Annotated in this window: 20 protein-coding genes; 10 read left to right on the plus strand and 10 right to left on the minus strand. The window is 56.0% G+C overall.

What is annotated here, in order from left to right:
- Positions 1–45 precede the first annotated feature (45 nt).
- A complete protein-coding gene (locus tag AC3DKS_RS01580) occupies positions 46–2871 on the minus strand; it encodes a tetratricopeptide repeat protein (protein ID WP_272607223.1) in 2826 nt (941 codons plus the stop codon).
- A 469-nt stretch (positions 2872–3340) separates the two neighbouring features.
- Between AC3DKS_RS01580 and AC3DKS_RS01585 the strand changes: the two genes are divergently transcribed.
- The 3 genes from AC3DKS_RS01585 to AC3DKS_RS01595 all read left to right on the plus strand — a co-directional run bounded on the left by AC3DKS_RS01585 (position 3341) and on the right by AC3DKS_RS01595 (position 7799).
- Positions 3341–4618, plus strand: a complete 1278-nt coding sequence (locus AC3DKS_RS01585; RefSeq protein WP_272607224.1) for a TolB family protein — start codon at positions 3341–3343, stop codon at positions 4616–4618.
- Between the two features lie 97 nt (positions 4619–4715).
- The gene (locus AC3DKS_RS01590) at positions 4716–6389 is read left to right on the plus strand and encodes a PorP/SprF family type IX secretion system membrane protein (RefSeq protein ID WP_272607225.1); all 1674 of its coding nucleotides are present in this window, start codon (positions 4716–4718) and stop codon (positions 6387–6389) included.
- 780 nt (positions 6390–7169) lie between these two features.
- Positions 7170–7799 carry a response regulator transcription factor gene (locus AC3DKS_RS01595; protein ID WP_272607226.1) on the plus strand — a complete coding sequence of 210 codons (630 nt, stop codon included), beginning with the start codon at positions 7170–7172 and terminating at the stop codon, positions 7797–7799.
- 141 nt (positions 7800–7940) lie between these two features.
- Here the strand turns inward: AC3DKS_RS01595 and AC3DKS_RS01600 are convergent, their stop codons facing one another.
- A complete protein-coding gene (locus AC3DKS_RS01600; protein WP_015754812.1) occupies positions 7941–8699 on the minus strand; it encodes a hypothetical protein in 759 nt (252 codons plus the stop codon).
- Between the two features lie 272 nt (positions 8700–8971).
- Between AC3DKS_RS01600 and AC3DKS_RS01605 the strand changes: the two genes are divergently transcribed.
- Genes AC3DKS_RS01605 through AC3DKS_RS01615 form a run of 3 tightly spaced genes read left to right on the plus strand, consistent with a single transcriptional unit; the run spans position 8972 to position 11575 of the window.
- Positions 8972–9727: a sulfite exporter TauE/SafE family protein gene (locus AC3DKS_RS01605; RefSeq protein ID WP_272607227.1), complete on the plus strand. Its 756-nt coding sequence runs from the start codon at positions 8972–8974 to the stop codon at positions 9725–9727.
- A complete protein-coding gene (locus tag AC3DKS_RS01610) occupies positions 9727–10374 on the plus strand; it encodes an NAD(P)H-dependent oxidoreductase (RefSeq protein ID WP_272607228.1) in 648 nt (215 codons plus the stop codon). Before AC3DKS_RS01605 ends, AC3DKS_RS01610 begins: the two co-directional genes overlap by 1 nt.
- Positions 10375–10378: 4 nt before the next feature.
- Positions 10379–11575 carry a DegT/DnrJ/EryC1/StrS family aminotransferase gene (locus AC3DKS_RS01615; protein ID WP_272607229.1) on the plus strand — a complete coding sequence of 399 codons (1197 nt, stop codon included), beginning with the start codon at positions 10379–10381 and terminating at the stop codon, positions 11573–11575.
- A 51-nt stretch (positions 11576–11626) separates the two neighbouring features.
- On the opposite strand, the gene ribB is transcribed toward AC3DKS_RS01615, so the two are convergent.
- From ribB to AC3DKS_RS01650, 7 genes are all read right to left on the minus strand, one after another.
- Positions 11627–12757 carry a 3,4-dihydroxy-2-butanone-4-phosphate synthase gene (gene ribB / locus AC3DKS_RS01620; RefSeq protein ID WP_015754817.1) on the minus strand — a complete coding sequence of 377 codons (1131 nt, stop codon included), beginning with the start codon at positions 12755–12757 and terminating at the stop codon, positions 11627–11629.
- Between the two features lie 2 nt (positions 12758–12759).
- Positions 12760–14439: an LptF/LptG family permease gene (locus AC3DKS_RS01625; RefSeq protein ID WP_272607230.1), complete on the minus strand. Its 1680-nt coding sequence runs from the start codon at positions 14437–14439 to the stop codon at positions 12760–12762.
- 4 nt (positions 14440–14443) lie between these two features.
- Positions 14444–15091, minus strand: coding sequence for an outer membrane lipoprotein periplasmic chaperone LolA1 (gene lolA1 / locus AC3DKS_RS01630; RefSeq protein WP_015754819.1), 648 nt, complete (start codon positions 15089–15091; stop codon positions 14444–14446).
- A 5-nt stretch (positions 15092–15096) separates the two neighbouring features.
- Positions 15097–17490: a DNA translocase FtsK gene (locus tag AC3DKS_RS01635; RefSeq protein WP_272607231.1), complete on the minus strand. Its 2394-nt coding sequence runs from the start codon at positions 17488–17490 to the stop codon at positions 15097–15099.
- 66 nt (positions 17491–17556) lie between these two features.
- Complete coding sequence (locus AC3DKS_RS01640) at positions 17557–17922, minus strand: diacylglycerol kinase (protein ID WP_272607232.1); 366 nt, start codon at positions 17920–17922, stop codon at positions 17557–17559.
- An 8-nt stretch (positions 17923–17930) separates the two neighbouring features.
- A complete protein-coding gene (nhaC, locus tag AC3DKS_RS01645; RefSeq protein WP_015754822.1) occupies positions 17931–19424 on the minus strand; it encodes a Na+/H+ antiporter NhaC in 1494 nt (497 codons plus the stop codon).
- A gap of 152 nt (positions 19425–19576) precedes the next feature.
- The gene (locus AC3DKS_RS01650) at positions 19577–20800 is read right to left on the minus strand and encodes an aminotransferase class I/II-fold pyridoxal phosphate-dependent enzyme (RefSeq protein ID WP_272607233.1); all 1224 of its coding nucleotides are present in this window, start codon (positions 20798–20800) and stop codon (positions 19577–19579) included.
- Between the two features lie 151 nt (positions 20801–20951).
- Between AC3DKS_RS01650 and AC3DKS_RS01655 the strand changes: the two genes are divergently transcribed.
- The gene (locus tag AC3DKS_RS01655; RefSeq protein WP_015754824.1) at positions 20952–21410 is read left to right on the plus strand and encodes an Lrp/AsnC family transcriptional regulator; all 459 of its coding nucleotides are present in this window, start codon (positions 20952–20954) and stop codon (positions 21408–21410) included.
- An 81-nt stretch (positions 21411–21491) separates the two neighbouring features.
- Positions 21492–22892: a dihydrolipoyl dehydrogenase gene (lpdA, locus tag AC3DKS_RS01660; protein ID WP_015754825.1), complete on the plus strand. Its 1401-nt coding sequence runs from the start codon at positions 21492–21494 to the stop codon at positions 22890–22892.
- Positions 22893–22939: 47 nt separating this feature from the next.
- Here the strand turns inward: lpdA and AC3DKS_RS01665 are convergent, their stop codons facing one another.
- Entirely contained in the window at positions 22940–24127 is a 1188-nt protein-coding gene (locus AC3DKS_RS01665; protein ID WP_015754826.1) for an acyltransferase family protein, read from the minus strand.
- A gap of 122 nt (positions 24128–24249) precedes the next feature.
- Between AC3DKS_RS01665 and AC3DKS_RS01670 the strand changes: the two genes are divergently transcribed.
- Together AC3DKS_RS01670 and AC3DKS_RS01675 are read left to right on the plus strand one after the other, a co-directional pair.
- Complete coding sequence (locus AC3DKS_RS01670) at positions 24250–24783, plus strand: NADPH-dependent FMN reductase (RefSeq protein ID WP_272607234.1); 534 nt, start codon at positions 24250–24252, stop codon at positions 24781–24783.
- A 4-nt stretch (positions 24784–24787) separates the two neighbouring features.
- Positions 24788–26083, plus strand: coding sequence for an anthranilate synthase component I family protein (locus tag AC3DKS_RS01675; RefSeq protein ID WP_272607235.1), 1296 nt, complete (start codon positions 24788–24790; stop codon positions 26081–26083).
- Positions 26084–26095 lie beyond the last annotated feature (12 nt).

The following is a 26095-nucleotide window of genomic DNA, read 5'->3' on the forward strand; positions in this document are numbered from 1 at the left end:
TGCTAACACAGGGGTTCCGAATACTGACAAATAAGTGCTTCGTGATTAATCGCAGAAGGTGGAAGGAGAGGCCCCGTGGCGTTCCCGAAAGCACTTGGAAAAATAGGACAGGTTGTTAAAGCCCACCTGATAGGCCACTTGCGTAACTGTGTCTGCGTCCTGGCGGAGCAGCTGGGCAGCGCGGTCCAGGCGGAAGTTCCGCAACAGGGTCCCGGGTGCCGTGTTGGTCAGGGCCCGGACTTTCCGGTGCAATTGGGTCTTACTCATCCCGAGGGAGCGCTGCATCTGTGGCAACCCGAACTCGGGGTCTGCATGCTCCGCTTCCAGCAATGCGTGCAGGCGCTCCAGGAATTGCTGGTCCAGGGAGGTGGCCGTAACCTCTTCGGGTACCACGGCATGTGCCTGTTGCTGATAGTGGTCGCGCAATCGCTGGCGCTGGCGTATGAGGTTGGCAACCCGAACGCGGAGTTCGCGCGTATCAAAGGGTTTGGTCAGGTAATCATCCGCACCGGTTTCGAGCCCTTCGAGTTTATTTTCCATGCCCGCGCGGGCCGTTAGCATAACCACGGGGATATGGCTGGTTTCGATACGGGTCTTCAATTTCTCAGTCATTTCCACGCCGTCCATACGGGGCATCATCAGGTCGGTGATAACCAGGTCCGGATTCCTGGATATGGCCAGTTTCAAACCTTCTTCCCCGTCCCGGGCCGTAAGGGTGCGATAGGCGTCAATCAAGCCGTCGCAGATAAACTGCCGCATGTCCGGGTTGTCTTCTACCAGCAATACAAGCGGCAGGTTCCTTCGGTCCGGGGAACGGAATGCAAATGCCTTTGGGGGTTCGGCTTCCTGCAGCGTGTTTTGCGGGTCCTGCATTTCCCCATGTCCGCGGGTTCGGATGGCCCGCAGGGGTAGCTGAACCGTAAACCGGGCTCCTTCTCCTTCCTCACTTTCCACAGTGATCGTTCCGTCCATCAGTTCCACCAGGTCGCGGGATAGGGCCAGGCCGATGCCGGAACCTTCCCGGTCCCTGGTCATGCCGCCCTGGGCCTGGTAGAACCGGTCGAATATATAGGGCAGGTCGCCGGAGGGAATCCCCCGGCCACTGTCCGCCACCTGCATGGTGAGCAATTCGTCTTTATATGTGGCTTCAAATGCCACTGTCCCGCCGTCCTCGCAGAATTTAAAGGCATTGCTGAGGAGGTTGTAAACAACCTGTTCAATTTTATCCCGGTCGAACGATGCCCACAGGCTATCGGTGGGGATGCGGACGGAATAATCCATGCGGCGTTGGGCCGCGTGAGAGTTAAAGGCTGAGGCTGCCGCCCGCAGGCATTTGAATACGTCCCCTTCGGTAGGCTTTAACCGGAGTTCCCCCTGGTCAATACGGGAGAGGTCCAGCAATTGGTTCACCAGGCCGAGTACGCGCTGCGTATTGCGGCGGATCATCCGAACCTCTTCACGGCTCAGGGTTTCCCCGGGGTTCTGTTCGAGTTTTTCAATCGGGCCTTTGATCAGGGTGAGCGGGGTGCGGAATTCATGCGAAATATTGGCAAAAAAACCGGATTTCAACCGGTCGAGCTCCTGCAATTCCAGGTTGGAGCGCTGCTTGAGCCGATACTGGTTGTAGATCAGGCCTGCCAGCAGGAGCACCAGCAAGGACAGCCCGATAATCCCATTGCGTTCATTGACCCGTTTGTTGAGTTGTAATTGCTGCAGGCTCTTCTCCGACGCAAGCAGCGCAATCTCCTGATTTTTTCTTTCGCTCTGATACCGCGCCTCTATCTCGTTGGTGGCCTTCAGGATATTCTCGTCATACAGGCTGTCGGTAACGCGGCCCCAATTTTCTGCGCTTTCAAATGCCCGCTGGTAGTCCCCCAGGGCGCCGTAAGCCAGGTACAGGCGCCGGTAGATCTTGCTGAGCAACTCCAGGTCCGTTACCGGCGGCTCACGGTCCAGCAGCCGCTGGCAAAGATCGATGCTGCGCCTGTATTCCCCGAGGCCATAGGCTGTGACGGACAGGCTGTAGCCCACCGTGTTCACGAGCCGTTCGTTACCCACCTCCCGGGCCAGGGAATCCGCGCGCTGTAATACCTCCCGTGCCCGTGCGTATTCGGACAATTCATTGAAGGCAATCCCCAGGTTGTTCAATACGCGGCCCGCACCGAGGAGGTCGCCGGTAGCCTCTTTGATGGGAAGGGCTTCCCGGTTCAGGGCAATGGCTTTCTCGTTTTGGCCAAGCTCCGTGTAAACGGCTGCGAGGTTCGTCAGGCAGGCCGATATCCCCGGCTGTATATCGAGCTGCCGCACCCGTTCAAGGGCCTCTTCGTAATTTTCAATAGCCTTATCGTATTGCTTTTGATCTGCATAGAGGCCCGCCAGGTAGTTGTACGCCTGGGCCTGGGTGTTTATATCACCGGCCTTTCCGGCCAGGTCGATGGCCTGGCCAAAGTAATCCACGGCGGCAGCCGGATCGTTTTGCAAGCGCTTGAGCCACCCCAGTTCGCTGTAGCAGTTGGCGATCATTTTTTGGTTGCCCGCCAGGCGGTAGTCGGCCAATGCGCTGACAAGCAGCGAATCCGCTTCCCGGTAATTGCCCAGCCCGGAGAGTGTAAAACTCTTGATGCGTTTGGAAGCTGCCAGTTTCTCGGTAAGACCGAGTTTCCGAGCCAGGGTTTCTGTCCGGTTGGCGTAATCCAGTGACTTGTTGAGGTCCGACCGGAAATAGGCCCAACTCAGGTCGAGCAATACCTGGACCCGGACGCTGTCTTCCGGGAGCCCCGGCAGGACCTGCAGCAGGCTATCCCGGTTGTATTGCCCGGCGCCGGCCGCATGCAGTGCCAGGAAGAACAGCCAAAGTAAATGTCTCAGCATTCCCAATGAATCAAAATTTAGGCTACCCGTAAGCAGGTTTTATGGGGGAATGTCGGGGATGGGGCCATCCCGGACTAACAATCCGGGACCACAATGTGGTACCCGGGTTCCATTTTCTGTATCCTGCGGAGCATCTTGAACACAGGTGCCTGAAAATGAGTTGAATATTTAGCAATTTAGCCAAAAACGAGTCAGTCAGGTGAAATTTCGAGGAGAAAAATCTCGATAAACGGCACTATTATCCGACCAAATCCAGGCGGATTTCACTGTTTGGTAGCAAGCTCCCCGGATACCGATTCATTGATCGTGAGAATGTGGTCGTTACCCGAAACTGTGAAAAAATGATAGGGCATCTTATGAATTTTAACAAAATCCGCAGCGGTTTTGCCAAAAACCTGTGAAAAATTCATAAGGGATTCCTGCCTGCTCTTTTGACATTTGACTCACCGAACCCCAAAATCTGTGTGTTATGAAAAGAATATTCACCCTTAAAAACCTCCTCGGAACCCTGTGCCTGCTCACAACCCTCAGCATGAGTGCCCAGAGCGACAGAATTGCTGATGCCCGGCATACGGCCAGCAAGGAAGCCGACAAGCGCGTCGATGATTATCTGAAGCTGGTGAAGCTCGGGTATTCCGAACGGGAGATATACGAAGACCTCGGAAATGTAAACTTCCTGACGGAAAACTACGAGTCAGCGGCCTTCTGGTACCAGAAACTGGTAGACCTGGCCGGAATCCGCGCCATACCCGAAAGTTATCAGGAGCGCTATAAATACGCCATGCACAAGGCTGGCATTATCCAATATTCGGAAGTAGTAGCCCAGCGCGACTGGGTCTCCCGGATCAAAGACGACTATCAGATCGAGCGGAGCTCGCATGCCGCGCAGCTCACCCGATCTCTGGCGGAGAATTATAAAATGCCCGAATTCGGCCGTAACGATGCCTATCCGAATACCGAGAGCCTGGATGCCCTACGGGCTCTGTCGGAAGCGGATCTCGTTCAGATGCAATCCGAGCGGGCGGCTGTGCAAAATGCATACCTGCCGCCGGTATCGGTAACGGCCGACGGGCGTACCGCCTATTTCAGCAAAGCGGTGTTTGTAAAGCCCCTTTACGGGATTTTCTCCAAAAAACAATTGGTACATAAGATCTTCCGTGCCGAAAACATCAACGGCCAATGGGGGAATGTACGGGAAGTAGCCGTGGCCCCGAAGTACGCTTCGGCCATGCACCCGGCCGTATCCGCCGATGGATCCCGTCTGTATTTCGCCTCGGATATGCCCGGTACCTTCGGGAAATTCGATATCTACGTAGCCGATATCGGCAGGGATGGAAGCACGGGTGCCCCCCGGAACATGGGTGAAAAGATCAATACGCGGAAGAATGATTTATACCCCAGCCTGGCTGGAGGCGATATCCTCTTCTTTGCCTCTGACGGCCACGACGGATACGGCGGGCTGGACCTGTACGCCGCACGTGTGGCTCGCCGCAGTGTGGGGCTTGCCATCAATATCGGCAGCCCGTTCAACAGTATGGAGGATGAGTTTGCCCTGAACCTGCAAACCGAAGACGGCATTGCCTATGTCATGTCGAACCGGGGAGCCGCCCGGGATGACATCCAGCAACTGGTATTCTCCTATTTTGACGCGGAGAACAACCACGTGGCCGAAAACCGGTACAGTTTTAAGGAAATATTGGCTACGGAGCCCTCCCAGTCTTATGCAAACACCATGTTTGAGGATTGATTGCCCGGAACTTTGACTGACCCGCCTGCCGCCGGGATGCAACCGGCGGCGGACCACCCCAGGGAACACCCCCATCAACCCCGAAAAATACAACCCGATGAAAGTCTGTAACCATTTCGACATCAAAACGGCCGCTGTGCTGCTGTTTTCCCTGCTCTGCTTCGGGCAGTCCGTCCGAAGCCAGCAGACCGGAGAACCCGAGGGCGATTTCAAAGTAAAGAGCCCGTTCCACAACCAGTTGTTTTTCAACAGGTTCCTGATCAATCCCACATTTTCGCTGGTCAGGGAGAATAAATCCTACCTGAACATCCTGCACAGGAACCAGTATGCCACCTACGAGGATAATATCCAGAATTATTACCTGGGATTCAGCAACAAGCTCAATGAGCGGACGGCCCTGGGGATTGGCGTATACGGTCAGTGGGAAGGCGTGGTCCAGGAATTCGGCTTCAATGCCAATTACGCCACCGCCGTCCGCCTGGGCGATAAAAGTAAATTGACGTTTGGCACCAACATCACTTATGTGAGCCAGGGGCTCGCCCGGAATCGGATCGTTACCCCGGAAACCGACCCCACCCTGGAGGAAAGCACCAAGGAGAGCAAGATTTCCGTCCAGCCCGGGGTGGCCCTGTCCGTAGGCCGCTTCGATGTGGCCCTGTACGGCAAGGACCTGATCCGGTACAACCAGACCACCAACGAGTTGCTCACCGGGTTTGAAGCCCGCAACCTCCACGGGGCCCTGCAGTATACCCAACCGCTCGGCGGGGCGTCCGGCCTTTTTGAGAACGGGCGGCTGATGCCGCTGGTCCAGGTTGGAATGGACGCCGAAGACCGCATTGCCTATATCGGCTCCCTGCTGCTGGACCTGCCGAATTACGGTTGGGTGCAGACTACCTACGACGCCACCTACGGCCTGTCCATGGGGCTCGGCTTCAACCTGAATCAAAAGTTGTCCCTGGGCTACCTGATGGAGAAGGATTTGTCGGATACGGGCTCCAACCTCGGGTGGAACCACGAGCTGTCTCTGGCCTATACCTTTAAGGACGACGAGGACAACGGGGAGATCTTTGTCGATGCCGGTACAATGAGCAAGGACAAACAAATCGATGCGATTGTGCGGAATTATGAGGACCAGTTGCTGGAGTTGCGCGCGGCCCGTGATGCGGATGCAGTGGTCAGCGAACAATCCCTGGCCTGGGAGAACCGCATGATCCTGGACGAACTCATGATGCGCCAGGATTCCATCGAAGAAGCGCGAACTGCCCTTTTTGAACAGAAATTCGAGAGCCTGGTACGGACCATCCGCAATGAGATCCGCAACCAGGACCAAACACCCGAGCGGGTGGTGCCGCCTGCCGGGCGCAGGAATATCACCACTGCGGTAGCGGCTGCCGAGACCCGGAAGCCTGCCGCCCCGGAACCCTATAAGCCCGTGGCAAAGCGGGATTTCAAAGAATTACCAATACGAGCTAAAAATCGGTCGGATATCGTTGGGGTATCTTCTGGTTATTATCTGATTGCCAATGTTTACAAGAACAAGAAGTATTTAAACGCTTTCGTAAAGTCATTGAAAGAGAAAGGTTTGGATGCGCGGCAATTCTATAACACGGAGAACGGGTTGTATTATGTATATCTGGCCGATTTTTCATCTAAGGGGGAAGCCGACATGGCCCACCACACAGACCTGAGCGGGAAGTACCAGGACGAGAAGTGGATCATGGAGGTGTACAATCCGGTTGCTACCGCAGAGGTGAGCTTCCAGGAGGAATAACCCCTTCAAAATTGAGTCCGGATCGGAAAAAAGCGGCTGGCCATCTCCGGGGACAGGGTTTGCGCCCCAGAAAATAAACCCTCCCGGTAGCCCACCAGCGGTCCAGCCGTGGTCCGGTCCATCCAACGGACCCGATAGAAGTAAGGCCTGCTTTCCAATTGCGGATAGCGGGCTTTATTTATTGCGGAACCAAACCCTTTTATTGCGGAGCCAACCCCTTTCTGTCACCTGGTTCCACAGACCGCCCGGTCTGTTTTTTGGCAAATTTTCGACGAACTGCACCACCGGCGTGCACTTGATCGAAAATTCCTGCAAATGCTCGGTGAATTAATTGAATATCCGTACTTTTCGAATAGATACAACACAACCAGTTTACAACCCAAATCCCCAGAATCATGACGTACTTTTACCCCCGAAAGCACGGCACCCAGGATTCAATCCACACTGCCGGTTCCCGGGCAGGCCATCGGCCCCGGGAATTTTCCGAAACGCAGCACCCGCTACCAGAACCCATGCGAACAGCCGGCCCCAACGGCTGAGTCTTCGCCGGAAACGCAAGGCGCCAGCGTAACAGGATTCACCTGAAACCATTTATTGAAGGAGCTCAGGAGCAGGCCGGAAACGGACTGCGCCAGGGATAGTTTATCTCAAAAACTCCCCGCGAATCTGCCGCGCGGTTTCCTTGTGGCCCGTACCTCCGGGTAAAGGGCCTGGGATTCCCAGCCCAAACCGGAAGCGTTATTCAAACCCCAAACCCAATACAACCCAAATCTTACGCTTATGAAAACTACTACTTTAAAGGTCATGGTCATCGACAGCGATATCCGCTTTCTGGAAGCCTATCCTTATTATTTCAACACCTACCGCGATTACGACCTCGCGGGGATCTATTCCTCTGTGGCAGAAGCCCTGGAGGACTATCCGAGAATCCAACCGGACATCGTCCTTTCTGAGGTACACCTGCCAGAGGGATGCGGTGTGGCCGGGATTGCCGAATTTCGCAAACGGGATGCCGATGCCAAGGTCATCATGGTGAGCGATGAAACGGATTTCGAGACCATCAAGAAGTCCTTCAAACTGGGCGCGGTCGGGTACCTGACCAAACCGGTGAGCAAGAAACGACTGGAGCAGGCCCTGGATTCGATCAAATACGAAGGGGCTGCTCTCAGCCACGATATTGCCAAACAGGTGATCTCCATGTTTCGCCGGAAGCATTATGCCAATTTTTCGGAACGCGAAAACGAAATCATCGAATGCCTCGGGCAGGGGATGACCTATAAATCCATGGCCGAAAAACTGTTCGTGACCACCAGCACGATCAATTTCCATATCCAGAATATATACCTGAAACTGGATGTGAATTCCAAGTCTGAGGCCTTGCAGAAAATCAGGCAGCTCGAATGCGCCTGAAACGATAGTTGCTTTGTGGGATTAGCTGCTAGTTCATCAGCGCGGCGGGCCGTAGCCATAGCGGCCCGTTTCCTGGTGGCAAAAATGGAAAAGTGCTCCGGGAGGAGCACTTTTTTATTTCAGAATATGGTCGGAAACCGGCTATTGCCGATCGGCTGCAGCCACATCCGCGCCCAGGCCGCTCAGGTCCTCCCGGTACATCCATAACTCGGTGGTTTCACTGACTGAGGCGGTTTGCCAGTCTTCCAGGAATTTCGGAAAACTCCCGGAACCGTGGACTTCTTCAAACCAGGCGGGAAATTCGTCCCCTTCGCCCATAAAGGTCATTTTATCGAAGAAATCCACCCAGGCAAAATCCATCCCGTCCGAGGTGGCCATCGTATTGAAATAGATTCCGTAGGGGACATCCGCCATTTTTTGGGCGTATACCTCCCGTACCTGATCGACAACGCGCATGAACGTTTCATTTTGGAACCGGGCCATGTCTGCGATAAATACATTCAGGTACTTCAGCTTAAAGTCCTCGCTGAAATTCGATTTGTCCGGATAGAACCGCCAGGTATGGGTGACCGTGCCGGTTGTATGGGCCAGTACGGCATTGTTCCAGTGGTCAAAATGGTCGCCGCCCATTTCCATCTCATCCATGGTGGCCCAGGTGTGGGGCCCCATAGTCCAGACATAGTTATCCGAGTTTACTCCGTTCATTACCCAGTAAACCCGGGCCCCGGCAGCCCCGTCCTGGTGGTATTTCTGGTTATGTTCCTTCAATCCGGCCTCCAATTCGGCGATCTCGGCCATGTTGGGGGTAAGCATAATGTTCGTAAACATGGGGTACCCCATGGATTCCTGGGCGCATAATGCAAAAGGCGCCAGCAACAAAATGAGCATTAAATTTTTCATCGGTTACAATTAATTGGTTGATAGACACGGAACATTCCATGCCGATTGTGTGATGTTGGCGGGGGAGGGTGTCGCCCGGGACGGGGGCGTAAAGGTTCAGACAATCCCGGAAAAACCGGATTGTATCGGAAGAGATTCCCGCTACGGGTTTGCGGGAGCAGGTTGAGGGATCTCTTTTTTGTTTAGTATGCCCGTAACCAACCTAAGATACTAAAAATCAACCAGAAAATTGAGGTAATTAAAGAACTAAAATATCCCTTATTTTTGCCCCAATGGATACCTGGTACCACTACTTGTTACTGGTCGTTGTGGGATTCGCCGTTGGTTTTATCAATACGGTAGCCGGCGGGGCCTCCCTGATCTCCCTCCCCGTGCTTATCTGGCTGGGGCTGCCCCCGGCGGTGGCCAACGGTACCAACCGTGTGGCCATTGTCCTGCAGACCGCCATGGCTACGGCCGGATTTCGCAGTAAAGGGGTGAGCACCTTCCCGTTCAACGGCTACCTGGGTCTCGCCGCGGTGGCCGGTTCGCTGATCGGTGCGTACCTGGCCGTGGATATTTCGGGTGAATTGTTCAACCGGATCCTGGCTATTATCATGGTCGTGGTCGTACTGGTAATCACTTTTAAGCCCGGGGTGCAGATCGATACGCTCCAGGAACGCCTGACCGGCCGGTATCTGTGGGCCGGCTGCCTGGCATTTTTTTTTATCGGCATTTACGGGGGCTTTATCAATGCAGGAGTCGGGTTTATTATCATTCTATTCCTGCACTACTTCCACCGGATGGACCTGGTCCGCACCAATGCGACCAAGGTGGCCGTGGTCTGTATCTATACGATTGCGGCCCTGATTGTGTTTATCGTCAACGACAAGGTCATCTGGAAGGTGGGGCTGGTACTGGCCATCGGGAACATGCTCGGAGCCTGGTTCTCGAGCCGGATTTCCGTGGGTCGGGGCGACGGGTATATCAAGGGCTTTCTGATTGCGATGATCCTGGTGATGGCAGTTAAACTCTGGTTTTTTACATAATGGCTATGGAACGGCATCTCGACGCATTGAACTGGCGCTACGCGGTGAAGAAATTCGATCCGGAGCGGTCACTGACAGCCGAACAGGTGGATGGCCTTAAGCGGGCGTTCAACCTGACGGCCACTTCCTACGGGTTACAACCCATCCAACTCGTAGTTCTCCGGCACAAAACCCTGCAGGAGGAGTTGGTGGCACATTCCTATGGGCAACGACAGGTAGCGGATGCCTCGCATTTACTCATTTTTTGCATCGAAAAAGCCGTGGATAGCGCGTATATCGAGGCCTATTTTAACCGGGTTCGGGAAGTCCGGGGTACCTCAGGGGAAATCCTCGACCCGTATCGCCGGGAGTTACAGCAGCGTTTCCGTGGGAAACCGTCGGAGGAGGTGCGCATCTGGGCCACCCACCAGGCGTATCTGGCCATGGGCAACCTGCTGACTTACTGCGCTTTTGAGCGTATCGATTCCTGCCCGATGGAAGGTTTTGACCCGGAGGCCTACGATCGGGTCCTCGGCCTGGAAGACCGTGGGCTCACAGCTGTCCTGGCCATGCCGGTGGGGTATCGTTCCCCTGAGGATATTTTTTCCGGTTTCAAAAAAGTCCGGCGGAAACTCGAGCGCTCCGTCTATACAATCGAAGAAAAGTAAAGCTATGCCCGGTTTTGAATTATTTGGAGAGAAGGAAAAGCAATCCGTTCAGGACGTTCTGGACAGCGGCGTTCTGATGCGATATGGTTTTGAGCCGATGCGCAACGGCCACTGGAAGGCACGGGAACTGGAATCCGCCCTCGCCGGACGCATGGAAACCCCGCATGCGCACCTGGTGAGCAGCGGCACGGCGGCCTTAACGGTAGCCCTTGCAAGCGCCGGGGTGGGGGCGGGGGACGAAGTGATCCTGCCGGTGTTCACCTTTGTGGCCAGTTTTGAGGCGGTGTTGTCCTTAGGGGCGGTACCAGTGCTCTGCGACGTCGATGATACGCTGACCCTGGACCCCGGGGCGGTTTCCGGGCTGATCACGGAAAAGACCCGGGCCATCATGCCGGTGCATATGTGCGGGTCCATGGCAGACCTGGAAGCGCTCCAGGCCCTGGCCGGGAAGCACGGCCTGCTACTGGTGGAGGACGCCTGCCAGGCAATCGGCGGCTCCTATAAAGGCAAGCCGCTGGGGAGTATCGGGGAGGCGGGTTGTTTCTCGTTTGATTTCGTAAAGACCATAACCTGCGGGGAGGGCGGGGCCGTCATTACGCACTCCCCGGATATATACGAAAAAGCCCAGGCCTACAGCGACCACGGGCACGACCATGTCGGCAGGGACCGGGGGGCGGAAGGCCATCCCCATTTGGGGTACAATTACAGGATCTCCGAATTGCACGCTGCTGTCGGCCTGGCACAACTCGCCCGCCTGGACGACTTTATCGGCATTCAGAAACGTCACTACGAGGTGCTGGAGGGGGCCGTCAGGGAAATTCCAGGGGTTGTTTTACGCCGCGTCCCCGGGGGCGGGGTCCAGAATTATTCCTTTTTGAATTTTTTCCTGCCGGACGCCGACAGCGCCCGTCGTGCGCAACGGGAGCTATCCGAAGCCGGGGTGGACGGGGTCTTTTACTGGTACGACAACAATTGGCACTACCACCGTCGTTGGGAGCACCTGAAAGGGTTGAAATCCCTCGGGGCCCTGCCGGCAGAGACTGCCCGGCGGACCCGGGAAGCCAACGACCGGGACTTTCCCGATTCCGATGCCTGGATGGGCCGTTGCCTGTCGGTACTGATCAAATTATCGTGGTCGGAGGAAGAAACCCGCAGGCGTGCCGCAGCGCTGTCTACGGTCATTGGGGAGATTTGTGCTTAGCGCAACCGAAGCTGCCGTCAAGACAGTAGTAACCAGCGCCGCAGAAATCGATCAATAAGGCACGTAATCCACTATTTCCAACCCGTAGCCGACGATCCCGACGCGCTTGGCCTGGGAGCTGTTGGTCATCAGCCGGATTTTCTGGATCCGCAGGTCGTGGAGTATCTGTGCGCCAATCCCAAAATCCTTGGTGTCCATTTCGATTCCCGGGGCTTTGAGGATGCCTTTCGCCTGGTTTTCCTCCAGACCCCTGATCCGCGAGAGCAGGTTCAGGGATTCGCTGGGCTGGTTGATAAAAACTATGGCTCCCGTACCTTCATCGTTCAGTGCCCGGAACATATCGTCCAGTTTTTTGTCTGCATCGTTGGTCAGCGTCCCCAGGATGTCGTTGTTCACCAGGGTGGAATTGATCCGGGTAAGCACCGGGTCGCCGTCCTTCCAGGCACCTTTGGTGAGGGCCAGGTGTATCTGGTCGTTGGTGGTTTGACGGTAGGCGTGGAGCCGGTATTCCCCGAACCGGGTTTTGACGTCAAAAGAGGCCTCTTTGCGGATCAGGCTGTCGTGCTTCATCCGGTACGCGACCAAATCTTCGATAGAAACGAGCTTCAGGTTGAATTTGCGCGCCACCCGGGCCAGTTCGGGCAACCGGGCCATGGTGCCGTCCTCGTTGAGCACCTCCACGAGGATTCCCGCCGGTTGGAATCCCGCCAGCCGGGCAAAATCGACGGCGGCCTCTGTATGGCCCACGCGCCGCAATACTCCCCCGTTTTTGGCGCGGAGCGGGAATATGTGGCCGGGACGGCCGAGTTCCTCCGGCCGGATGTCCGGGTTCACCAGGGCCTGGATCGTTTTGGCGCGGTCGTGGACGGAGATGCCCGTCGTACAGCCATACCCGATCAGGTCTACCGATACGGTAAATTGCGTGTGGTGCAGCACCGTGTTGTTTTCCACCATCATTTTCAGGTCGAGCGCATCGCATCGCTCCTCGGTAAGCGGGGCGCAGATCAGGCCCCTGCCGTGGGTGGCCATAAAGTTGATCATCTCCGGGGTTACCTTTTCGGCCGCCGCGATAAAGTCGCCTTCATTCTCCCGGTTTTCATCGTCCACCACAATGATGACCTTGCCCTGCCGGATATCTTCAATGGCGGACTCGATGGAATCCAGCTGTATTTTTTTTCCCATAGTCAGTTTTTGGTAGTCCCCGCTTTCTTTTTTCGGGAAAAACGATCCCTGATAAAATCTATAAAATGCCCGAAGCTCATCAGACCCCGGTCGGCCGTGGCGCGCCGCGTCAGCCAAACCCCGAGGGGCAGCATAATCATCGTCGGCAGCCAGGCGCCGAGCACCGGTGGAATATTGCCCTCCTTGGCGTAATTATTTGAAAATACGCCGAAAAAGTAATAGGCCAGGAACAGGACGATGGCCACCACCATCGGCAGGCCCAACCCGCCCTTTCTGATAATGGCGCCCAGGGGAGCGCCAACAAAGAAAAGGATGATGCAGGACAGTGCCAGTGCAAATTTGTTGTGCAGGCTCAGGATATGCCGGTTATAGCGCTTGTAACTCAATTCCAATTCCTCGCGCTTGCCTTTAACAGAATTCAGGATATTCCGCACGGAATTGCGGCTGGCGTCCAGGATCCGGCTTTTCTCAAATGTCAGAAAAGCGCTCAATGGTTCGTCCCTGGGTATTTCCCGGTATTCGGAAGCCGCCAGGACCGTATCGGGCACCTGGACGGCAGCGCCCACCTGTTCCCGGATCTTTGCCGCCAGGCTGTCTGCCCTGCGGTTTTGGGCGGTATCTGCCTTATTTCCGGTTGCCTCGTCCGTGTCCAACTCGGAATCCGGTTCCGGGTTGCGGTCTGCAACTGCAGTATCCGAAAGGGTCGAATCCCTGGGGATGGAATCCGTACTGCGGACCATGGACGAGTCGCTGCCGCCGGCCGCAACGGAATCCGCAGGGCTCAGGGTCATCACCCCCATACGCGATCGGGTACTGCGCGAAAAAGCAGCCGCCACCCGGAAATTGTGCTCCCGGATCGAATCGATATCCGTCCGAAGCCGGGAGACGTTTTTCATCCGGTCCGTTTCCACGTTCCGGTCTGCTTCCAGGTCCTCCATGTTATCCGGCAGGGCAATATTCATGATGTAGGTGTCGAAATCGGCCTTGGCAAAGGGATGGGTACGCTGGTTGCTGCCGGAGGCCTGCGTCATTTCGTGATAATAGTGGCCGTCCCGCAATACGAGCTGGATAATATCCGAGCCTTCGCCACTGATCAGCTCGCCGGTGGCCGCCTTGATCACCGTGGTATTCCGCTGCAGGTTTGATTTTTCGTGGATAACCACATTTTCAAGGAAGCGGTCGTTCTCCCCGTATTTGCGATCAACCTTGATGTTCTTGCCCTCAAAATCGCTGAACACCCCCTCGGTGATGACAGCGGCCGGTTTCAGGGTGGCGATATTCCGGCGCAGGTTGTAGATTTTCTGTTCGGAGATCGGGATCACCGTATTGGCAAAATAAAACGTGACAAACCCCAAGAGGGATACAAATACGATCAGCGGCAGCATGGATCGCTGCAGGGAAATGCCGGACGCCTTCATGGCGGCAAACTCGTAATTCTCGGCAAAGGCCCCGAAGGTCAGGATGGAGGAGAGCAGGACGGTAAGCGGGAGTACCTTCTCGGTCAGGTTCGGCATCAGGTAAAAGAGGAACTTCCCGATAATGATAATGTCCAACCCCTTCCCGGCCAGATCGTCGATAAAGAGCCAGATCGTCTGGAAAATGAAGATGAACATCAGGATCACGAACGAACTGAAAAAATTCGTGAGGAACCTTTTCAGGATATATTGATCGAGAATGCGCAAGCTGCTAGTTTCTTATGATATAGTACCCGTCGTCGGTAAACTTCTGCTCATCAAAGGTAAACAAGGATTTTGACAGGGGTTGATCTGTTTTAAAAGAATTAACAGTAATGGTGGTCTTAGTGCCGTTGCTGCCGGTTTCAATCAACCGGTAAATATGCTTGGTCTCCACGTCGATACCCAGCAGGATACTCCTGATATCCGAATCCGAATCGATGGGCGTCAGCTTCACGTACTGGATTTTCCGGCCCTGGACGTTTTGCAGTACGTCCCAGGCGTAATTGTGGCCTTCCCGGTAGAAGGTGAGCATCCGGGACGGGCTCACGGTACCCGGGTCGTCGCTTTTGTCCTCGATGGTGACTTCTTCATTCTCCGGGACCACCGTGTAGACTTTGTCCCCGTCGTAGAGTTGCTGGGCGCCCATATAGTTGAGGACGTATTTTTCGCCCTGCAGCGTGAGGTCGCCCCGGGTCTCCTGACGGACGTTGGCTTCCGTGTTGTTCAGTTCAAATTTGAAGTCCACAAAAATATTGTCGTAGCCCCGGACCTTGTCATACACCTCGTCCAGCAAGGCCTTGGCTTTTTCAGGTTGCTGGGCGGTTGCCGAAGAAACGGCCAACAAGGCCAGGATTACTATGAGAATTCTCGGTTTCATGTGTTTCAATTTGTTTCGTTGTTCAATAACTGGTCCAGGGCGGCTATATCCGGTACGAGTACCTGCCGTGCCTTGCTGCCTTCAAATGGGCCTACGATCCCCGCAGCTTCCAGCTGGTCGATAATCCGGCCTGCCCGGTTGTATCCCAGCTTTAATTTCCGCTGGATCAGGGAGGCCGAGCCCTGTTGGGCCGTTACGATGACCTCGGCGGCATCCCGGAACATATCGTCCCGCTCCTCAATACTGTAATCAAGCCCCGTGCCAGAATCCTCGCCCACGTATTCCGGCAGCAGGTGGGCATCCGGGTAGGCCCGTTGGGAACCGATGTATTCGGTGATTTTGGCTACCTCCGGGGTGTCTACAAAGGCGCATTGCAGGCGGATTGTGTCGTTCCCCTGGGTAAAGAGCATGTCGCCACGCCCGATGAGCTGGTCCGCCCCCTGGGTGTCCAGGATAGTCCGCGAGTCGATCTTGGAGGTCACCCGGAAGGCAATCCGCGCCGGGAAATTCGCCTTGATCAGCCCGGTAATCACGTTGACCGACGGCCGCTGGGTAGCGATGATCAGGTGGATGCCGATGGCCCGGGCCAGTTGCGCCAGCCGGGCGATGGGGGTTTCCACCTCCTTGCCAGCAGACATGATCAGGTCGGCAAACTCGTCGATCACCAATACAATATAGGGGAGGTAGCGGTGGCCTTCGTTCGGGTTGAGCTTGCGCGCCTTGAACTTCTTGTTGTACTCCGCAATATTCCGCACCAGGGCCGCCTTCAGCAATTCGTACCGGTTGTCCATCTCAATACAGAGGGAGTTCAGCGTATGGATCACTTTCGTGTTGTCCGTAATGATGGCTTCCTCGGTATCCGGCAGTTTGGCCAGGAAATGGCGTTCGATCTTGTTGTACAGCGTCAGCTCTACTTTTTTCGGGTCTACCAGTACAAACTTCACTTCGGCCGGGTGCCGTTTGTAGAGCAGGGAGGTCAGGATGGCGTTCAGGCCGACGGATTTCCCCTGCCCGGTGGCGCCGGCCATCAGGAGGTGGGGCATCTTGGCCAGGTCTACCACAAAGGTCTCGTTGCTGATGCTCTTGCCCAGGGCGATGGGCAGTTGCATCTCGGCATTCTGGAATTTCTTGGAGGCGATCACCGACCGCATGGAGACCGTGGTCGGTTTCTTGTTGGGCACCTCGATCCCGATGGTCCCCTTGCCGGGTATGGGGGCGATAATCCGAATCCCCAGGGCCGCCAGGGACAGGGCGATGTCATCTTCCAGGTTTTTGATTCGGGAAATACGGATACCGGCTTCCGGCACGATTTCGTAGAGGGTCACCGTGGGTCCGATGGTCGCTTTAATCTGGGCGATCCCGATCTTGTAATTCCGCAGCGTATCTACAATCTTGTTCTTGTTCTCCTCCAGTTCCTCCTGGTTGATGGTAATACCCCCCGAAGCCCCATGCGTGTCCAGCAGGTCCAGGTGGGGGAATTTGTATTTGGAGAGTTCCAGGGTGGGGTCGAATTCCCCGAAATCCGAGACGAGCTGGCTGGAGCGCAGGTCCGTTTCGTCGGTTTCCTCCTCCTGTTCGGCCACCTCTATTTCGAGTTCCTGCCCGGGATCCTCATCCGCAGGCTGGGAATCGCCGGATAGGCTGGGAATGTCCTTTTTGTGCGTATAGGGGTCTGGTTTGACGGGTTCCGGTTCGGCTTCCTGTGACCCTTCCCCGTCGGCCGTTAAATCCATGGCGGCAGCCGTTGCCTCCGTTGCGTCGGGCTGGGAAGCCCCGGTTTCCGATGCCTTCCGGTTGCCGGACAGGGACATGCCGGGCACGTTCAATCGGGAAAATGCCTGTCCAACGGCCTGCGGGTCAAAGCCAAAGAGCCGTACCAGGATAACCACCAGGCCAAACAACAGCAGCAGCATGACCCCGATTTTGCCCGTGTAGTCCTGGAGGAAATCGTTCATCTCAAAGCCAATCTGGCCTCCGAGCAGGGGTTGCTGCGCGCCCAGGAAGCCGAGGCTGACAGATACCCAAATCAGCAACACAAGCCCCCAGATCCACTTGGTGAGCAGCCCGCGCAAGTCGATCCCGAGAAACATGTACAGGCCGGTCAGGCACAGCAGGACCGGGAAGACCAGGGAAGCCAGCCCAAATCCCTTGAACATAAAGAAATGGCTGACGGCCGCCCCGAACTTGTTGAGCAGGTTCCGGGCCTCTTTGTTGCGGTCTGCGAATTCGGTGAGCAGGCTCTGGTCGTCCTGCCAGTTAAAGTAAAACGAGATAAAACTGAAGAAAAGGGCGATGCTGAGGAGTACCAGCAAGCTGCCCAGGATGACCTTGTTTTGCCGGGAAAGGCGCAGGGAGCGCTTTTTTTTGGCCGACTTGGTTTTGCGTTTCTTTCTTGCCATGCAGTCCGTAGGAATATCAGCGGCTAAAATACAAATTTACGGGTGAAGGAACAGCCGAATGCCGGCTTAAAAGAGTTTGGGCAGGTAGATTATCAGGCCCACGATAGAGGCGAGGATGGAGGTAATCATCACGGCTCCGGCCGACATATCCTTGAGCCTGCCAATCCGCTCATCGTATTCGGGCTGGACGTAATCCGATAGTTTTTCAATGGCGGTATTCACTCCTTCCACACCCATTACCAAGCCGATGGCCAGCAATTGGAACATCCATTCGGTAGCCGATATGGAAAAATAAAAGCCGGCCGCGGTAACGACCAGGGCGATGACCGCCTGGATCTGGATGCTCCCTTCTGTGCGCACCAGCAACCAGGCCCCGCGCATGGCAATTCCCACACTTTTGATCCGGTTTCGGGTGAATGATTCTTCGGGCATCGGGTCGCTTATTTGGTGGTGCTGATCTGTTCCCTGAGTTGGGCGATCTTGATCCCGAAAGCTGCGAAGAACAGCGTGGTGAAGGGGCTGAGCCAATTGAATATGGCAAAAAACATGTAGTCTGCCACAGAGACGCCCAGGGTGGCGCTGTGATACGCCCCACAGGTATTCCACGGGATCAGTACAGAGGTGACGGTACCCGAATCCTCCAGGGTCCGGCTCAGGTTCTCAGGGGCCAGGCCCCGGTCTTCGTAGGCCTTGGCAAACATTTTACCCGGAACGACGATGGCCAGGTACTGGTCCGATGCCGTGATATTCAGTGCCAGGCAGCTCCCCACCGTACTGGCAAACAGGCTGAACGTGGACTTGGCCATGCCGAGCAATGCCCCGGTAATCCGGGAGAGGGCGCCGATGGCATCCATGATGCCCCCGAATACCATGGCGCAGACAATCAGCCAGATGGTCCCGAGCATGCCCTCCATGCCTTTTGCGTAAAACAACTCAGACAGGGCGGCGTTGTCGGTTGGGACGGAGGTTGTGACCGTAATGGCGTTGAGTACGCCCTTATAGCCCGATTCAAAAGTGAGTTCGGCCGCCCCGGTAATACCCGCCACGACACCGGGCTGGAAAATCAGGGCGAACACCCCGCCCAGCAGCGTTCCGGCCAACAGGGCCACCAGGGGGGGCGTTTTGCGGACGATCATAAAAATCACGGCTGCCGGCACCAAAAACAACCAGCCGGATATATCGAAGGTCGCCTCGATAGAGCGAAGGATCCCACCCGTATCGGCATCCCCGCTTGTATCCAGGGTAAATCCGAGGATGATAAAAACAGCGAGCGTAATCAAAATGGTAGGGGTGGTGGTCAGGGACATATACCGGATATGCGAAAAGAGGTCGCCCCCGGCCATGGCGGGTGCCAGGTTGGTCGTATCGCTCAGGGGGGACATCTTGTCCCCGAAATACGCCCCGGAAAGCACGGCCCCGGCGGTCATCCCCAGGGAAATCCCCAGGGCATCCCCGATGCCGATCAACGCAATTCCCACTGTGGCGGAGGTGGTCCAGCTACTGCCGGTGGCCACCGAGATGATGGCGCTGATCACCACGCAGGCCGCCAAAAATATCGTCGGGTTCAGGACCTGCAACCCGTAATATATCATAGCCGGGATGATGCCGCTGATGAGCCAGGTGCCGGCCAGTGCCCCCACCATGAGCAGAATCAGCAGGGCCCCGGTAGTGGATTTGATGTTTTCGGCCACTTCGGCCAGCATGGATTTGAAGGAAACCTTGTTAAAGAAGCCCACAATCGCGGCCACTGCACCCCCCATCAGGAGGATAAACTGGTTGGAGCCTCCAATGGCCTCATCCCCGAAGACGTAAACATTGTATGCCAGCATCCCGATCAGGGCAAATACCGGGATCAGCGCTTCCCATATCCCGAGTTCCCGGTTGTCTACTATGTGTTCGTCCTGTCGGTACTTACCGGATTTTGGTTTGGCCATAAAGTGTGTTAGCTAGACGGTAATATTACGACTTTGCCGGGGCTTCTGCAAGGCCGGGCAAGCGCACATCCGGTTCCCGGTTGCGAGGCTTACTACTGCCCGCGGATGGGTTTCAGGCCCGTTCCCGCACCCCGCAGGCTCTTCGGGTTGAATTATCCCGCCGGCTGCGATTCGGAGGTAACCCCCAGTTGCTGCATACACCGCAGCATGCGCTCGCAGGTGCGTTCGATATTGTTGTCCAGGCCGATGGAGAATCGGATCAGGCCGGAACCCAACCCCATTTCTTGCTGTTCTTCCTCCGGGATTTCCGAAGAAGTAGAAGACCCCGGGGCGCTGAAAAGCGTTTTGTAGAACCCGAGGCTTACGGCCAGGTACCCCAGGTTTTCCCGCTGCATCATCTCCATGAGTGCATCCGCTTTTTCGGCCGATCCCGCATCCACGGTCAGGATGCCGCCAAATCCGAAATCGGGGTTCATCTGGCGCTGCATCAACTGGTGCCCCGGATGGGATTCCAGGCCCGGGTAGACCACCCGGAGCCCGGCTTCCCGGAATTTGCCGGCCAAATAGGCGGCATTGCTGCTGTGTTGCCGAATGCGCAGGTGAAGCGTCCGTAGGTTTTTCAAGATGGACGCGGCCCGCAGGCTGTCCAGGGTGCTGCCCAGGAGCATCCCGGCCCCGTCATTCACATCTTTGAGGGCCAGGCAGAAATCCGAATCGGCGCAAACGGCCCCGGCCACCGCGTCGCTGCTCCCGTTGATGAATTTGGTCAGGCTGTGCACCACGATATGGGCGCCCAGGCGGGCCGGGGAGATGGAGAGGGGGGAGAAGGTGTTATCCACCACCAGGCGGATGCCTCTGTCATTGGCCAGCTTTGCCAGCGTGGGGATATCTGCAACCTCCAGCAGAGGGTTGCTCACGGATTCGCAGTAAATCATGCGGGTTTTGTCGGTGATTGCTGCGGCTACTGCTTCCGGGTCCGTGATGTCCACAAAACTCACTGCAATATCAAAGCGTTTCAGGAAATTCTTCAGGAAGGCATAGGTGCCCCCGTAGATGGTCCGGCTGCTGACCAGGTGGTCGCCGCTGCTGCAGAGCTGCAGGATGACTGCCGTGATCGCCCCCATGCCGCTGGCCGTGACGTTGGCGCTTTCGGTCCCCTCGAGGGCGGCCAGGGCTTCGCCCAGGTAAAGGTTGGAGGGGGAGCTGTGCCTGCTGTAGAGGTAACAGCCCTCCGTATTGCCCTCAAAGGTGTCAAACATGGTTTTGGCAGACAGGAAGGTATAGGTGGAGGAATCGGAAATGGAGGGGTTCACCCCGCCGAACTCCCCGAAGTATTGCAGGTCCTGGATGGCGTCGGAGGCGTTGTATGGCTTCATTTTGGTGTAATTTTCTGTGAAGGTACCCATACAAAAAGATTATATCAATGTATGATCAATTATTTAGATAAACATACTGTGATATAGCAATATCATAGATATAATTATGTATTTTGATCAAAATAAGACGTTATTATAGAAAAATATACGGATGGAATTCGACCCGACAGACCGCAAACTGCTCCGGCTCCTGCAGGAGAACAGTAAACAGACCACCAAGGCCTTGGCCCTGCAACTCGACCTTTCGCCAACAGCCGTTTACGAACGGGTCAGGCGCCTGGAGAAGCAAGGGGTGATCGACCGGTATGTAGCCCTGCTCAACCCGGGCAGGGCCGGCCGGAAACTCAAGGTGTTCTGCCATATCAAACTCAGCCAGCACATCAAACCCCGCGTTTTGCAGTTTGAGGAAGAAGTCCTGGCCTTGCGGGAGGTGGTGAGTTGTTACCACATCGGCGGGGAATACGATTATATCCTGGAGATTTACGTTGCGGATATGGAGGCCTACCGGGAGTTCATGGTAGGGAAACTCACTGCCATTAACCACATTGGGAGCACCCAGAGTTCGTTTGTGATCCGGGAGGTTAAACACACCACGGAATTGCCACTCTGAATCATCCCTGCAGACTGCCAAAACATTTGTACTTTTGTTCCTGCTTTTACCAGGATCGATAATCCGTAGAAAACCGCAACTATGAAATCATACGACGTAGCCATAATCGGCTCGGGACCCGGCGGGTATGTGGCCGCCATCCGTTGTGCCCAACTGGGCATGAAAACCGCCCTGATTGAAAAATACGACACCCTGGGGGGTACCTGCCTGAATGTCGGGTGTATCCCTTCCAAGGCCCTGCTGGACTCCAGCCATCACTACCACGATGCCATAACGCATTTTGAGAAGCACGGGATCGATATCCCCGGTGACGTAAAGGTGAACCTGAAACAGATGATTGCCCGGAAGCAATCGGTTGTGGAAGAGAACACCAAGGGGATCGAATTCCTGATGGACAAGAACAAGGTAGACGTCTACCACGGCCTGGGAAGTTTTAAGGACGCTACGCATATCGAAATTGCCGGGAAGGAGAAAACGGAAATCGAAGCCAAACACAGCATAATCGCCACCGGGTCCAAGCCTGCCAGCCTGCCCTTCATTGAGTTGGACAAGGAGCGCATCATTACCTCCACCGAGGCGCTGAAACTCCAGGAAGTCCCCAAGCACCTGATTATTATCGGCGGGGGCGTAATCGGTCTGGAACTCGGGCAGGTCTACAACCGGTTGGGCGCACAGGTGAGCGTTGTGGAATATATGGACCGCATCATCCCCGGGATGGACGGCGCCCTTTCGCGCGAGCTTACCAAAGTACTCAAAAAGCAAAAGGTGAAGTTTTACCTGTCGCACAAAGTAACCGGCGTATCCCGGAAAGGTGAGAAAATCACGGTGGAGGCCGAGGACAAGAAAGGGAAGTCGGTGAGCCTGGAAGGCGATTACTGCCTGGTTTCCGTAGGCCGCAAACCCTATACGGACGGGCTGAACGCCGAGGCGGCGGGGGTTAAACTCAACGACCGCGGCCAGGTGGAGGTAGACGAACACCTCCGTACCTCTGCCGGGAACATCTATGCTATCGGAGACGTGGTGCGCGGCGCAATGCTTGCCCACAAGGCCGAAGAGGAAGGGGTGATGGTCGCCGAGATCCTGGCGGGTCAAAAACCGCATATCGATTACAACCTGATCCCGGGCGTGGTGTATACCTGGCCCGAAGTAGCGGCAGTCGGGAAAACCGAGGAGGAGCTCAAGGAAGCCGGGGTCGCTTATAAAAGCGGGCAATTTCCCATGCGGGCCCTCGGGCGGTCCCGCGCCAGCATGGATACGGACGGGTTTGTAAAAATACTGGCGGATAAGGAAACGGATGAAGTCCTGGGAGTCCATATGATCGGGGCCCGGGTTGCCGACCTGATCGCGGAAGCCGTAGTGGCCATGGAATACCGGGCTTCTGCAGAGGATATCGCGCGGATGAGCCATGCCCACCCAACCTATGCGGAAGCGGTCAAGGAAGCTGCTTTGGCAGCCACGGACAATCGTCCCCTGCACAGCTAGGGGTTCCCTGAATCAAAATGCGGGTGCGGGAAGTAGTGGAAACTGCCTCAGGAACGGCTTTCGGCAAGCCCCAGCAGGCGCATGAGTTTGTCGGCTCCCCGGCGGGCCCACCGGTAGAGGATCCACGCGTATTTTTCCAATCCCTGCCGGGTAATCCGGGCGGTGGATTTAAGCAGGTCGCGGACCCGTTCCTGGTGGGAGTCGTATGTCAGGGCCGCCCAGGTGCAAACCAGCATAAAAGCAAGCGCCCCGGGGATTACTTCCCAGGGGGTTAGGCTGTGGTGCAGGAACCGGTAGAGGCCCAGGCCGGTAAAACTGCCGTAGAGTATGATAAAGTGGATGACGTAGATGCTCAGTGTATTCTGCCCGATGCGCAAAAACACCTCCTTTTTCAACAGGCCCCGCAGGAGCATAAACACGGCAAAAACCAGCAGGACATCCCCGAGCCGGATAAACAAATAGTTGTTGGCAACTACCATTTCCGGCAATTCCCATCCGGTTTGCCGGGCCACCCAGCTGAAAAACGCCGAGGAATACCCAACCAGGGCAACACCGGCCAGGACACTCAGCAAGATGCTTTTTACATACAGGTGCCGGGTATTGGCATACCTCCGAAAGGCGGTGGCCAGAAAGGCCCCGAACGCGGTGTAACCCACCCAGGGAACGATTGTGAACACGGAACCGTTGGCTTTGGTCAGATAGTTCGCAATGGCGGCAGGCCACCCCTCATAAGTCCACGTCTTGTATACCGGTTCAAAAAGGAAGAGCCCCACGGTGACCATCAGGAGCAAAACGGGGAAGGCCCCGGGACGGAATTTCCGGGTAAGCTGATAGATGCCGATGATTAGCAGGAGGGCCACCCCGATGCAGTGCAGCACGTCCACCAGGTAAAAAGACGGGTAAATCTGACCCTGGAGCAACCCAAAGAGGTTGGTGCGCAGGAGGTATCCGATGGCCACCAGTTGCAACCCGCGTCGAATCCCTTTGCGGATCCGAGGATTATCCGGCTGATTCCTGGGGGTTCGGAGCAGCAGGTAGGTAAAGATGAAACCGGAAACGGTGAAGAAAACCGGGGCTGTGATCCCCCTGAAATACAACCAGGTGGCATAGGCCGGATTGGAAGGGTCCCGGAAGAGCGGGTCCAGCAATCCGTCGATGAAATGCCCCTGCAGCATCATCAGGATTGCCCAGGCGCGCATCGCGTCAATAAAGTACAACCGGCTCGGTTTTCCCATATTCGGAATTTATCTATATACTTAATTGCCCACCCGTTTGGATGTTTTCGGCACCAAAATTAGCTAAAATACTCGCACTTAATGGGTAATTGGGGTATTTTCGTCCTCAAACTTGAAGCGATATGGCAAATATCCTGGCAACTGCCGGCAGTAATTCCTCAACATCCATCAATTTTGAGCTGGTGCGCTATACGGTTTCCCTGATCGAAGGGCATCAGGTGGAAACCCGCGACCTTTCCAAAGAAGACTTTCCGATGTACAGCAAAGACCTGGAGGACGCCCATGGGATCCCGCCGGGGATTGAAGGACTCCACAAACGGTTAAGGGAAGCCGACGGCCTGGTCCTTTCCGTTAACGAACACAACGGAAACCCCTCTGCGTTTACCAAAAACCTGCTGGACTGGCTTTCCCGCAAGGACCGGAAGTTCCTCGAGGGACTCCCTATTTTGTTGCTTTCCGCATCCGGGGGCAAGCGCGGGGCGCAATCGTCCCGGGAGGTCGTCGCTAAAATGATCACCCGGTTTGGGGCGGAAGTGGCAGCCCAGTGGTCCCTGCCTTCCTATTACGACAACTTTGACCCGGAGAAAGGCATCACCGATCCGGAACTCCTCGAGGATCACGGACGGGCATTGGATTCCTTTTTGGCGAAACTCTGACAGCATGCGGTCCGAAAGGCGCTTCCCCCTGGACGATGCCGACAGCTTCAAATCCGGGCTGCTAAACTGGGCTGCTACCCTGGGAGATTTTTGCTGGCTGGACAGTAACGGCCACACGGACCCTCTGGGCCGGTTTGACGGATTAATGGGCATTGGAAAGGCTGCGGAGTTGCAATCGTCCGCCCGGGGTGCTTTCGAGGCACTGCGGGCCTTCCGGGAGCAGACCGGCGACTGGGTTTTGGGCTACCTGGGATACGACCTGAAGAATGACCTGGAGGAATTGGAATCCGGAAACCCGGACCGGATGAAGTTTCCGGATCTGTTTGTCTTCCAGCCCGAAAAAATTATCGAGATCCGTGGGGGGCAGGCTGTTTTCCGCTATTTGCCCCGGGCGGTTGGCGAGATCGAAAGCGACCGGAAGGCCATTGCCGATGCACCCCGGGAGCTGGCAGATGCCCCGAATCGCCGGTTGCGGACGCGTATGGGGATTTTTAAGGAAGCCTATTTCCGGGCCGCCGCAAAACTGCTGGCCGCTATCCATCGGGGGGATTTTTACGAAGTGACCTTCTGCCAGGAATTCTTTGTGGAAGAGGCGCATTTGGATGTCGCGGCCACTTACCGGAGGCTCAATGCCATTTCCCAGGCCCCGTTTGCCGCCTGGATGCAATTCGGATCCCGCAGTATTCTCAGTGCCTCCCCGGAGCGCTATTTGTGCAAGCGCGGAGCCACCGTTTGGTCCCAGCCCATGAAGGGGACTGCCCGCAGGGACCCCTCACCGGAAACCGACCGGCAACTGGCGCTTAACCTGCAGGCAGACCCGAAGGAGCGAGCCGAAAACATCATGATCGCCGACCTGGTTCGAAACGACCTGTCCCGCAGCGCCCTCAGGGGAAGCGTCCGGGTAGACGGTTTGTGCGAACTGAGGACCTATGAGCAGGTCCACCAACTCATTTCGACGATTCGGGCCAAAGTGCCCGGGGAGATCGACCCGGTACAATTGCTGCAGGATACCTTTCCCATGGGGAGCATGACCGGGGCCCCGAAAATCTCGGCCATGCAACACATCGAAAGCCGGGAGTCCTTTAAAAGGGGGGCTTACAGCGGGGCACTGGGTTATATGACCCCGGATGGGGACTTTGATTTCAATGTCCTGATCCGGAGCCTGTTTTACGATGCAAGCCGCGGCGTGGCCAGTTTCCCGGTAGGTGGCGCCCTGACGGCTGCCGCCACCCCGGAGGCCGAATATGAAGAATGCCTGCTCAAGGCCCGCGCGATGCGGCAAGTCCTTGAAGGCGATTGAAGAACCCCTAAA

The sequence above is a fragment of the Robiginitalea sp. genome (assembly GCF_982776155.1).